This is a genomic window from bacterium, from assembly GCA_036382775.1.
Lineage (GTDB): Bacteria > Hydrothermota > Tepidihabitantia > SM23-42 > JAOAFX01 > DASVHD01.
This window is the reverse complement of sequence record DASVHD010000019.1, coordinates 1-12,729: the sequence shown is the minus strand read 5'-3', so window position 1 is coordinate 12,729 and position 12,729 is coordinate 1. Positions and strand designations below refer to the sequence as shown.

Annotated in this window: 6 protein-coding genes; 3 read left to right on the top strand and 3 right to left on the bottom strand. The window is 51.1% G+C overall.

What is annotated here, in order from left to right; translation table 11 throughout:
* Nucleotides 1-17 precede the first annotated feature (17 nt).
* Both VF399_03065 and VF399_03060 read left to right on the top strand, forming a co-directional pair.
* Nucleotides 18-5,753: an MG2 domain-containing protein gene (locus VF399_03065; GenBank protein HEX7319323.1), complete on the top strand. Its 5,736-nt coding sequence runs from the start codon at nt 18-20 to the stop codon at nt 5,751-5,753.
* A 198-nt stretch (nt 5,754-5,951) separates the two neighbouring features.
* Nucleotides 5,952-6,251 carry a hypothetical protein gene (locus tag VF399_03060; protein ID HEX7319322.1) on the top strand — a complete coding sequence of 100 codons (300 nt, stop codon included), beginning with the start codon at nt 5,952-5,954 and terminating at the stop codon, nt 6,249-6,251.
* Nucleotides 6,252-6,356: 105 nt separating this feature from the next.
* Here the strand turns inward: VF399_03060 and uvrC are convergent, their stop codons facing one another.
* The 3 genes from uvrC to VF399_03045 all read right to left on the bottom strand — a co-directional run bounded on the left by uvrC (nt 6,357) and on the right by VF399_03045 (nt 11,360).
* Nucleotides 6,357-8,129, bottom strand: a complete 1,773-nt coding sequence (uvrC, locus tag VF399_03055) for an excinuclease ABC subunit UvrC (GenBank protein HEX7319321.1) — start codon at nt 8,127-8,129, stop codon at nt 6,357-6,359.
* Between the two features lie 76 nt (nt 8,130-8,205).
* Nucleotides 8,206-9,663 (bottom strand): RtcB family protein, encoded by a 1,458-nt coding sequence (locus tag VF399_03050; GenBank protein ID HEX7319320.1) that lies wholly within the window; start codon nt 9,661-9,663, stop codon nt 8,206-8,208.
* Nucleotides 9,663-11,360: a carbon starvation CstA family protein gene (locus tag VF399_03045; GenBank protein ID HEX7319319.1), complete on the bottom strand. Its 1,698-nt coding sequence runs from the start codon at nt 11,358-11,360 to the stop codon at nt 9,663-9,665. Before VF399_03045 ends, VF399_03050 begins: the two co-directional genes overlap by 1 nt.
* 369 nt (nt 11,361-11,729) lie before the next feature.
* On the opposite strand from VF399_03045, the gene VF399_03040 reads away from it, so the two are divergent.
* A partial coding sequence (locus VF399_03040; GenBank protein ID HEX7319318.1) for an AAA family ATPase occupies nt 11,730-12,729 on the top strand: 1,000 nt, incomplete at its 3' end.

Sequence of the window (12,729 nt, the reverse complement as noted above, 5' to 3'; positions counted from 1 at the left end):
AACATAGGGAGGCGGTAATGAAGAAGTTATTTATATGCGGCATGATCTTATTATTGGTTACGGTGTCCTGCAAAAAAAGACCCAAAAGTTACCTGGATATAACAGCCCAGCAGACGCTTGCCGGTGAAAAGATCCCATTGCGAGTGACGCTAGCGTCGCCCAGCGGTTCGGTTGAAGGCGAACGGGAGACATTCAAGATCCTCGTGGGCTTTAATCAGACCATGACGCCTTTAAAGGCGATACCGCGCGACGAAACAAGAGGGCCGCTGGAATTCAACCCACCGATCAAAGGTAAATACCGGTGGATGGGCTCGCGAACCCTGGCATTTATCCCTGCGGATACACTGCAGCCGGCCACGGCATATACGGTCACGCTGAAGAAAGACAAGATCCAGTCTCTCACGGGCATGCGGCTGGACCATGACACGACCTGGAATTTTGAATCGGTCAGACCGTACCTCTTGAACTCACTGCCATACTATGGTTCGACCTTTATCGATATCAACGGCGCTATCTACCTGCAGTTCAATATGCCAATGGCGCCCGAAAACGTCAAAGGTAAGATATCCATTACCGCCAATCACGCCATGCCGTCATACGTCTATTGCGGCAACAAGGAGCCATCATTTCCCCCTTATCAGGAGGTTATCCCGTTCAGCGTCAGAACGCTCCGCGACAATGAAAAGAAAGACTGGCCTTTGAAAGACTGGATAAACGAAAACGCGCTTGTCCTTGTCCCGACCAAACCGTTCCCTGTAGAGTCGCAGATCGAAGTGATGATGCAGACCGGTTTAATGGCAAAATTCGGGAACCTGGGGACCGGCGACGAACGCACGATGTCTTTCAATACCTACAATATTTTTGCGCTCATCGGCGAATCAGAAGAGATCACGGGCGGTTATCCCCTTGAGCTCTGTTTTTCCAATCCCGTGGCGGTCAACGAACTTGTGAAGTTCATCGAATTCAACCCGCCGATCGATTCGATCCCCCAATATTACATTGACGAAACATACACGACGACCGAACCGCGCTTGTATCTTCCGTTTAAACTTAACCGTGATTACGGGGTAAGGATAAGCAAGAAACTGAAAGATCAGTTCGGGAACAATCTTGACCGCGACTACGACTTCCGCATACATATCGGCGATTATCTCCCGTTCGCCGAGATACCGACCGGAGTCAATATCGTCGAGTCGCGGAATGATCTTAAGTACCCTGCGACCTTCGTGAACGTCGATACCGTTGACCTGGCCATGGGTATTATCGATCTTGATAACGCGGTTCCGTTCCTGAATCAGCCGGATGTCTTCAACGCCTATGCTGCGTACGATGCGCCTGAAATATTCAGCGTCAACCGGTCCTGGGCGGTCAATACTTTTGAAAAAGAGCGGAACAAAAAAGTGCGATATCCGATCCTGCTCAAAGATGTGCTCAAGATAAGGCAGGCTGGTCTGGTATACATTGAGTTCGATAATCTCGGTCAATACGGCAATTATCCCGAGTACCGGTACTTAAAGGCATTCGTCGAAACGGGTGATATCGGGGTGACATGGAAATACGCGCCGGAAAACAATATCGTGTGGATCACATCATTATCCGACACACGGCCGATCAGCAGCGCCCGCGTGCAGTTCCGCGACAACCAGAACAACGTGCTGTGGCAGGGCTATAGCGACGCCAAAGGCCTCTGCGAATTCCCTGGCTGGGCTGAACTCAGGATGAAGAGCTACAGCCGCACTTACGAATATGAAAACGAGTATGAGCTTGATTCCTATACCTCTTATTACGAGCCAAAATTCTGGCTGACCGTATCCAGGGGTGATGATAACGCCGTCTATTCCAACCAGTGGTATTTCGGGATCGATCCCTGGCGTTTCAATATATCGTATAATTGGAACGTTCAGGCTGAGGAGTATGACGGTTTCATCTTCACTGAAAAAGGTCTGTACAAGAGCGGCGAGACGGTCCATATAAAGGGAATTTTCCGGAAGAAAAGAAAAGGCGAATGGATACTGCCGCCGACCAGCAAGGCAACCTGTATTATCCGTAATTCACGCGATGAAGAGATCCTCAATGAAACCATGGCGCTGGGTTCTTTCGGATCTTTCGCGCTGGATCTCGATCTAACCGATGATGCTGCTACCGGTCCATATTCGATACGGACCGAACTTGAAGGGACCGAATATTCGGCATACGGTTCGTTCCGCGTGGAAGCGTACCGGCCCGCCGAGTTCGAAGTGAAGACCTACGCGGAAAGGGACACTTTCTTCGCTGGCGAAACGTTCAATGGCAATGTCGCAGGTCGGTATCTCTTCGGCATGCCCATGCGGGACGCCCAGGTGAACTGGGACCTGTACCAGGATTACCGGTACGTAAGCTACCCCATGCACAAGGACTATTCGTTCGGAGGCTATTACGAAGAGATCAGCCGGGGTGTGTTGGGTTCTGGCCGCGGCAAGCTAAATGATAAAGGATTATGTCCGGTCAAAGTCAAACTGTCCGCCAAGGATATCGCGTCGCCGGTTACCCTGACGCTCGAAGGTACCGTCACCGCACCCAACAAGCAGTCATTGTCAGGCCGGCAAAATTGGATCGCTTTTCCGTCGAACCTTCTCGTGGGTCTCAAAACATCTTCGTTTTTGTACGTGCTGGGAGATACCGTAAAACTGAGCGCGATCGCGATCAACCAGGCCGGCATTAAACTCGCAAACAAGAAGATCGATATCAGCATCGTGAAAAGAGAATGGCAGTCGATCAAAAAGGCAAGGCTGGGCGGCCGATACGAATGGGTGTCCGAAATGGTCGACAAGGAAGTGAAGAAGGAAAAGGCTGTCAGCCGCCTGGATTCAACCTTGATCCGTTTAATACCCGACGCGCCCGGTTACTATTACGTGGACGCCCAGTCCCGTGACGATAAGGGCCGGCGTACCGCAACTAAGATATACTACTATATTGCGGGAAGCGGCTATGCCGGATGGGCGATGCGTGACGATGATATCATTGAACTCGTTCCAGACCGGGACAAATACCAGGTGGGCGATACAGCCCGGATCCTGGTAAAATCCCCGTATGATTCCGCGGAAGCTTTGGTAACGGTCGAGCGCGAACTTGTGATGCGAAAATTCACGAAGAAACTGCGCGGCAACGCCGATTATATCGAAGTTCCGATCAGATCGATCGACCTTCCCAACATCTATGTTTGCGTCACCATGTTGCGGGGCCGCGTCGAAGACCAGACCTGGGATGAGGAAAAGCAGGAAGACCTGGGCAAACCGCAGTTCAAGATGGGATATGTGAACCTCGCGGTCGACACCAAGGAGAAACACCTGTCAGTAAAAGCCTTTTCCGACCGGGTTGAATACCGACCACGCGACAGCGTCAATGTGTCCTTCGACGTCAAGGACCACGAAGGCAGGCCTGTCGCCGAATGCGAGGTCAGTTTGTTCGTAGTCGATCTGGGCGTTCTTAATCTTATTGATTATTCCACACCCGATCCGTTTGAATACTTCTACGGTCCGCGTTCTTTGTCGGTCCGGACCATAGAATCAAGAGTAAATATCCTCGGTGAAAGGAACTATGGTGAAAAAGGCGAGGAACGGGGCGGGGGAGGTCTGGAGGCCGCACCGACCGAAGGTATCCCTTACCGGCAAAAGTTCCTCGCGACAGTTTTCTACAAAGCGGATCTCAGAACCAATAAACAAGGTAAAGGGAAGATTGGTTTCACCCTGCCCGACAACCTTACAAAGTTCCGTATCATGCTAGTGGCGCAGACAAGATCAAGCGGCTTCGGATCCGCCGAATCGACGTTCACCGTGAACCTGCCGTTCATCGTGACCGGATCGATCCCACGGTTTGCCAGAGTGGGCGATGCGTTCAACGCCGGGGTTGTGCTGCATAACCGTACTAATACGGAGAACAGGGCGCGCGTTGAATGTATGGCACAGGGTATCAAACTGTCGACCGACAAATCCAGCCGAGAAGTGGTTTTAAAACCTAATGGCAGCGCCGAAGTGCTGTTCCCGTTCACTGCCGAAGAGATCGGCAATGCCGTGTTCAAGTTCAAAGCGGCAATGGGCAAGGAACAGGACGCGCTGCAATTGACGATCCCGGTAAAGCTGCCGCCGTTCGTTGAAGCGGTCGCGACCTTTTCCTCGACCCCTGATTCCGCCCTCGAAGGCATCGTTGTGCCGGATAACATTTTCGATTCGCTCGGTAGGCTTGATATCTACCTGTCTTCGTCAATCCTTGCCGGCATGAAAAGGGGCATTGATCACCTGCTCGATTATCCGTACGGCTGCCTGGAACAACGACTGTCAAGAATCCTGCCGCTTATCGTCGGTGAAGGCATCATCAACCAGTTTAAACTCGCGCCCGTAACCGGCAAGGCGCTGCGCGACACCGTCCAGAAGGTCATCGACGATGTCCCCTTATACCAGGCATATAGCGGTGGTTTCCTATACTTCAAGGAAAGCTTTTATCCCTGTCCCTACCTTTCTGCGTATACCATGTACGTGCTAAAAAGAGCCCGTGACGCCGGTTATAACGTGAACCAGACAATGATCGACCGCGGCATTGATTTTCTCGAACTCGTTCTCAGGTGGGGTGACTATGACTGGACATACCCGTATAATGAGGATGCGCGGCTGACCACGCTGTCGTTCTGCGTTTATTCCCTAAGCCTCTGGGGCAAGCAGGAAGCGTCATACGCGTCCAAACTATTCGAACGCCGTGACCAGATCCCGATCTTCGGGAAAACGCTTTTGATGAAAGCGGGTAGAAATTGCGGGATGGGTCAGCGCTTCGAGAGCGAACTGGCTCGTATTATCACGAACAAGATCAAGATGTCTCCGACCACGGCGCATTTCGAAGAGAGCGAGAACCGGGGTGGCTGGACATTCCCGTCGCCGGCAAAGGTTACCGCATTTGTCATTCAGACCTTTACTGAACTTGATATCGATTTTCCGTACAAGGACCAGGTCATCCGCTGGCTCGTTTCCGAACGGGGCAAGAAAACCAGACCGACGACCCACGAGAACGCTTTTGTTTTTGACGCGTTCCAGACATATTATATGAAATATGAAAAGGATGAACCTGATTTTGTCGCGAAAGTTCTGCTCGGCGAAAAGGAAATAATCAAGCAGAGCTTTAAAGGCAGGACCAACGAGCCGCCCAAGTATTTCAGCGTACCGCTGGATGATGTCAAAAAGAACGAACTGTTGCCGATCCGGATCTCAAAAACCGGGACCGGGCGCCTTTACTACACCCTGCGAATGTTCTACGCCTTCAAAGAGAACCCGATCGCTTTTGACGAAGGATTCTACGTATGGAAAGAGATCCTTACGCTGGAAGGACGCGAAGTCAAAAAATTCAAAAGAGGAGACGTTTATAAGGTCGTCCTGCATATCGTGGTCCCTGAAACCAGAATTTTCGCGGTCGTTGATGACCCATTACCGGCCGGGTTCGAACCGGTGCAGACTTTCTTCGCTACCGAATCGCGGGAGGTCCGGGAAAAGTACTGGGATGACCAGTACGAGGAAGCTGGTCATTGGTGGGGTTCGTTCGACCATGAGGAGCAGTACGACGACAAGATGCTTTTCTTCGCGCAGGAGCTGTTCCCGGGCGAGCATACCCAGATCTATTACGTAAGGGCGGGAACTGGGGGTATTTTCCTTGCACCCGCGACCAAGGCCGAAGAGATGTACGAGCCCGAGGTGTTCGGGTCGACGACGCAGAAGTTTGTAACGGTAGAGTAATAGTAAGCTCAACCCTCACCTTAATCCTCTCCCTTTTAAAGGGAGAGGGAAAGGGTGAGGGATTACCAAAGGTATGTAGCCGCACCCTTTAGGGTGCGCTGAAACTGTAGTGGCAGAATTTACTCTGCACATCTGGCATTAAGTCGAGCAAGCTCGACCACTACATTTGGTTGCACAGAATAAATGAAAGGAGATCTTATGAAAATAGTTCTTGGCTTTAGCATTGCATTATTATTCTGTTTAACCATATCCTGCGCCTGCCATAAACTGCCTCCGGGCGCGGTCCAGGGTACGGGCACGGTGAAATTACTGGGACTGGAAGGCGGTTTTTACGGGATCGTGGGCGATGACGGGAACAACTATGACCCCTTGAATCTTAGCGATGATTTCAAAATCGACGGGCTTAAGGTGCAATTCGTCGTTAGACCAGCGGAAAACCAGGTAAGCTTTCATATGTGGGGAAAGATAGTAGAAGTAATCAGTATAAAGAAGAAATAGATTTTTGTCTATCTGGTCTTTCTAGTCTATTTAGTCTTTCTAGTTTACACAATTTATCATGGATCATGTATCGTGTATCAATTGTTAATCTGTTTAAGTGTCGGATCACGAGTGCAGTGATTCGTATATCACCCGGGCGGTCTTAAGACCGATCCCGGGCGCTTTTGCGATCTCTTCTTCAGACGCTTTTTTTAACGCTTCAAAACTGCCGAAATATTTCAGCAGGTTCACGCGCCGTAACTTGCCGATTCCGGAAATTTTATCTAACGCCGAGGTTATAAACTCTTTTCCCCGGACCTTCCGGTGATACCCGATGGCGAACCGGTGCGCTTCATCGCGCAGTTTTTTAAGCAGAATGACGCTGCGCGACATTGACGGGATATTTAACATGCTGCCGTCCGGATAAAACAGTTCATCGGTTCTTTTGGCGAGCGCGAAGACCGGGATCCCGAGTTGGAGGATCCTTATCACCTCGATGACCGCGCTCTGTTGGCCCTTGCCGCCGTCGATGAGCAAAAGGTCGGGAAGGACCGCATCCCGGTGCCGGAAACGGCGCGACACGATCTCCTGCATCATGGCAAAATCATTCTGCCCCTGCACGCGCTTGATCCGGTAGTGACGGTACATCTGCTTGAACGGCCTGCCGTCCTTAAAGGCTACCGATGACCCGACCGCATATTTTTCTTGCAAGTTCGAGATATCAAATGCTTCGATCAGACGGGGTGGTGTATCGAGCTTTAACGCGCTTTGCAGGTCGATCAGCGATGGTGAGATGCGGCCGCGAGAAGATACCCAACCCGCGAGTTCGATCTCGGCGTTGCGTGTAGTCCATTTTATAAGTTGGAGTTCCTGTTTGCCGCGTGCGCGCTGGATCCTGGTCTCCCGATTTTTGTTCCTGAACCATTCGAGCTGGATATCTTTTTGGTCAGGGTCATCGGGCACGAGGATGATCTCTGGTAAGAATGTGATATGCGTATAAATCAGGCGGATAAACGCGCTTACGATCTCCCGGTCCGTGTCGGCAGGGTGGATGCTGAGATGGTACGTTTCTTTGGATAAAAGACGGCCTTCGCGGATCCTCATCAAGCACGCGGCGCAGCCGGTACCGGCACGTGACATACCGATGACATCGCGGCTTATCATGTCGCTGGTAACGGTCTGCTGGCGTTGGGTAATGCGCCGGATCGCCAGCAGCTGGTTGCGGAGAGCGGTGGCTGCTTCGAAATTTTCATTCTGCGCGAGGTCCCACATCTGTTTTTCCAATATCCTGGACAGCTCATCAGAATTGCCCTTCAAGAACTGGATTGTCTTATCAACTAATTTTTCATAGTCATCTTTGTTGATCTTACCGACGCACGGTCCGCTGCACCGTCCGATACTGTACTCAAGGCAAACGCGTTTTAAGGATTTAGCCAGGTCTTTTTTGCAGGTAGCGATCTTAAAGATCCGGCTAAGAGCGTCGCGGGTCTGCCTTAAAGCCCGAGCGTTCGTGTAAGGACCGAAGATGATTGATCCATTCTCGGTCAGGTCGCGTGTGAACAGCACGCGGGGGAACGCTTCCTTGACCGTGATCTTGAGATAGGGAAATTTCTTGTCATCCTTTAGTCTGATATTATATTTCGGCTTATGGAGTTTTATCAGCGATTCTTCGAGCGTGAGTGCCTCGACATCCGAGTTCGTAACAATAAAATCAATATCCTGAGCATTATTCTGAAGCGGCGAAAGCTTCAGATCGTCTTTCGCGACGTATGAAGCCAAGCGATTTTTCAGGCTGGACGCCTTGCCGATGTATATCGGCTTGTTTTCAGCGTCTTTGAAAATATAAACGCCAGGCGACGACGGCGCCTGCGTGATCTTGGTCCGTACAGTCTTTTTCATAAATCGTTGTAGCCGCAGGCTTTAGCCTGCGAAGAAAAAACGCGCACCCTGAAGGGTGCGTCTACAGGCGATTTGTTCAACCTTTCACTACTCCCACCGGCCTTACGCGGCAAACTTTCTTTGATATGCCGGCGCCGTGGACCGCCTCCACGACCATATCAATGTCCTTGTAAGCTTCGGGTACTTCCTCATGCAGCACTTCGTCACTTGCGCACATCACGAAGATCCCCTGGTTCATGAGTTCCTTTTCTATACTCCTGCCCTTGGTCTTCCGAATGGCGGCAGTGCGCGACATCAAGCGGCCGGCGCCGTGGCAGGTAGAGCCGAAAGTTTCAGCCATTGCCTTTTCCGTACCCAGTAGCAGGTACGAATGCGTCCCCATGTCGCCTGGTATCAGCACGGGCTGGCCGACGCTTTTGTACTTGTGGGGCACATCCGGATGACCGGCGACAAAAGCGCGGGTCGCACCCTTGCGGTGCACGCAGACCTTAACCTTCTTGTCGTTGACAACGTGCTCTTCGAATTTTGCGATGTTGTGCGCCACGTCGTAGATCAGGTGCAGTCCTAACGCTTCCGCACTTTTACCCAGGACCTTTTCGAACGCTTCGCGCACCCAGTGCATGATACACTGGCGGTTCGCCCACGCGTAATTCGCCGCGCAAGCCATTTGCTCGAAATAGGACCTGCCTTCTGGCGACTCAATGGGCGCGCAGGCAAGCTGCCGATCCGGGATGCTTATGCCGTATTTTTGCGTGACGCTGCCCAGGATCTTGACGGCGTCGTCGCATACCTGGTAGCCTAATCCGCGTGAACCGGTATGGATCATGACCGTCACCTGTCCTTCCTCCGTGATGCCCATGATCTTTGCTGCCTCAGCGTCATAGATATCTTCCACCACCTGTATTTCAAGAAAATGATTGCCGGCGCCCAGAGTACCGAGCTGCGGCCGGCCCCTCTCCAGCGCCCTTTTTGATAATTTGTCCGGGTTTGCGCCCTCAAGCGCACCGTGCTCTTCGATAAATTCAATATCTTCATCCCAGCCGTAACCTTTTTTTAATGCCCAGCCGGCACCTTGGATCAGCACCTGTTTAACTTCCTTGTTGTCGATCCTGATCTTGCCGGTCGAGCCCACACCCGAAGGGACATTGTTGAAGATCACCTTAATAAGTTCCTTGATCTTGGATTGGATGTCGTTATACGAAAGGTTGCTACTCAACATCCGAACCCCGCAGTTGATATCATAGCCAACGCCACCCGGTGAGATGATACCGGTCTTGATATCGAACGCTGCGACGCCGCCGATCGGGAATCCATAACCCCAGTGAATATCGGGCATAGCCAGCGAATAGCCCATGATCCCGGGCAGGGTCGCTACGTTCGCCACCTGTTCCGGCGCATCGTCACCCGTAAGTTTGTCGACCATCTTCTCTGACGCGTAGATAAGCCCGTCCGTTCTCATGCCGTCCTTGTAAGATCTCGGGATCAGGTAACGGTATCGGTCGATTTTTGTCAGCGTGCCGCGCCAGGCCGTCATTATGATCCCTTTGCGTCGCGAGCTGAAGTAGTTTCGCGAGGGGTAAAGAAGAACACGCGTATCGCTTCAACAATGAGCATAATGCTCAGAGCCAATAGAATGATACTGGTGATACCGGAAATCGTCATGTCCGGTTTTAACGCTATGCCCCCGATAATATTTTTAATGAAAGGCTGGATAAAGGTGATCAATGACCACAAGGTCATGACCAGCATGAAGATCATCGGCAGGATCGCGTAGATAGCGTTGCGCCCGGTCCTAATGAGCCATACTGACACGGCGAGCAAGGTCAGGCTCGCGAGCAACTGGTTGCTTGTCCCGAAGATCGGCCAGGCGACTAGATAACCTTTCTCTTTTGTCGCCATAAGGAAAACTACCGGCAGGATCAGGCTGATCACGGCCGCGATAAGACCTCCGGCCGTCGATCTCAGGCCGAGGATTTCCTGCATGATATACCGGGCAAGCCGGGTACATACGTCCAGCGTGTCATAGACAAAGGTGGAAAAAGCCAGCAGGGCGAACGGGAAGGCGATGTTGAAATTGAGCCCGACCAGTTTCAGATAGCGAGCGATCCCATGCGCGTAGATAAGGTTCGGATCGTTTTTAAGCAGGGGATCGCCTCGTACCAGCATCATGACCGTTGCCATCGCCAGGACCGCCACGACTCCTTCCAATAGCATCGCGCCGTAGCCGATCGGTACCGCGTCTTTTTCCTTTGCCAGCTGTTTTGACGTCGTGCCCGAGCTGACGATGCCGTGGAATCCCGAACACGCGCCGCACGCGACCGTGATGAACAGGATCGGGAAGATGAGCTTACCCGTTACCACGCTTTTCAATCCCGTGACATTGAGCGCGGGATAATTTATACGGAAACCACCAACTAGTGCGCCAATAAAACCGATCGCGATTACAAGGTATAAGAACCAGCCGCCTAAGTAGCCGCGGGGCTGCAAAAGGAGCCACATTGGTATGACCGAAGCGATAAAGCAGTAGATCAGGATTACGATGTCCCATTGTTTAACCGACAAAGAGCCGAACGCATTAAGGATAGATACAGGTAAATGGGGTCCGATCCAGACAATGAAGAGCACGATCGGCAGGAAGACCACGGTCGCGATCCACAGTTTAAGCTTGAGCCGGTAAAGCAGCACACCCATAGCCACTGCGGCGAGCAGGTATAAAATTGAAGAAGCGGCAACACCGGAGCCAAATGCCTGGCCGTCGCTGATGGTCTTGAAGGTGTTTGCGGTGATGTCAGTGAAAGCGATGATCACGTACACCAGGGCGAACCAGACAAATATCAAAAACAGGATATGGGATGTCGGCGACATATGCAATTTGACGATCTCGCCGATGGACGATGCCTTGTGCCGGATCGAGGCGACAAGGCTCGAGAAATCGTGCACGCCGCCGATGAAGATCGCGCCGACCACGATCCAGAGCAAGGTGGGCAGCCATCCGAACCATATGCAAGCGAGGATCGGGCCGACGATCGGACCAGCCGCGGCGATTGCCGAAAAATGCTGGCCCAATAAAAGCTGCGGTTTTGCTGGAACATAATCGATACCGTCGTTCATCTGGCACGCCGGGGTTGGATTATCATTAGTTAAACGCGCTTGTTTTGATAAGAATGCACCGTAAAATTTGTATCCTATAATAAATATCGCGAATACGATCAAGACGAGAATTCCTATCATATGCGTTGACTCCTTTAAAATATTTTAGTCAGTTTTACCGGTGTGTCAACCGCTCGACTTTTTTATTGTTCAAAATTTGATCGGGTACATGTAGTCGCAACCTTCAGGTTGCGCGATGTTTAGCAATCATATTAAATTTTACGCAGGCTAAAGCCTGCGGCTACAACTCCGCCGAAGAAGTTGCGATATGTTTTTAATTGCGTCTTGACGAAAAGCCATCAAACTGTAGCCGCACCTTTTAAGGTGCGCGTTTGTAATCGCAGGCTAAAGCCTGCGGCTACATGCGCGTATTGTACTTGATTTTTTACTGAAACAGAGGATAATTTACCATGTTATTTCGCAAGATGTCATATCCTCATGATAAATGACATGAAGAACACTAGCCCTATTGATTTGCCTTTTATCGGAAGAAAAAAGGCAATCGATTTACTTGGCGAAAAAACCGATTCGGCATTTTCCAATAAAGGGTGCTGCCTGTTGATCACCGGTGAACCCGGGATCGGCAAATCGCGGCTGATCAGCGAATTCCTTGCGCATTTGAAAAAGGGTATGACCGCGTTGCGGATAAATATCGAGTCGGGCATATCAAAACAACGAGATATTGCAGCAGAAGTGATAAGGGTTTACCTGCGCGGAGCCATCCATTCTTCGAGGATCATAACCAGGATCATTGATCCGGCGATGTACCGTGAATTCAAACGGTCGATCCCAGAGCTGGATATCTATTATCCGTTTGATATGGAATCGGCGGACCTTACTGCCGAACGGCCTGATATCAAAGAAATGTTTTACCAGTTCCTCAATAATCTGTCATCTCTTGCACCGGTTGTTTTGATCATAGACAATTTCGATCGTTCAGGAGAGGATGGGTGTGCCTTAATTGAATATGTGCTGCCGAACATTTCGACAATGCCGTTGCTTTTGATACTTGCCGGGCAGGAACAACCGGAAGTGCAGCAATGGCTCGATCAAGTTAGGCCAGCCCCGATAGAAAAGCGATCGCTGAACCGGTTGAACGAAGAGGAAATATCCCAGGTCAACCAGCTCTTGTTCCAGAATTCGCTTGACTACGATTTTTTCGAATGGATCGCGGATAAAACCGGCGGCCTGCCGTTGTTTCTAAAAGAATTTTTGTTTGCATTATTCGAAAAAGGCGTTATTTTTTATGATAGCGAGCACGAAAAATGGCGTGTCATAGAATCGTATCCGCGCATAAAGGTGCCGGACCGGATTGGCGACATGATCCGGGAACGACTTGAAAGACTGTCATCTGCGGAAGTGGCTTTCCTTAAGACCGCGGCGATCATGGGTGACGAATTCGATCCCCGCTTCCCGGCTTTACAGGTGGAAGAGGGGGCGATACCGTCCC

Bases quoted from the DNA above. Each gene is read 5' to 3' on its own strand.
- VF399_03065 (HEX7319323.1), top strand. From the start codon at position 18: ATGAAGAAGTTATTTATATGCGGCATGATCTTATTATTGGTTACGGTG.
- VF399_03060 (HEX7319322.1), top strand. From the start codon at position 5,952: ATGAAAATAGTTCTTGGCTTTAGCATTGCATTATTATTCTGTTTAACC.
- uvrC (HEX7319321.1), bottom strand. From the start codon at position 8,129: ATGAAAAAGACTGTACGGACCAAGATCACGCAGGCGCCGTCGTCGCCT.
- VF399_03050 (HEX7319320.1), bottom strand. From the start codon at position 9,663: ATGACGGCCTGGCGCGGCACGCTGACAAAAATCGACCGATACCGTTAC.
- VF399_03045 (HEX7319319.1), bottom strand. From the start codon at position 11,360: ATGATAGGAATTCTCGTCTTGATCGTATTCGCGATATTTATTATAGGA.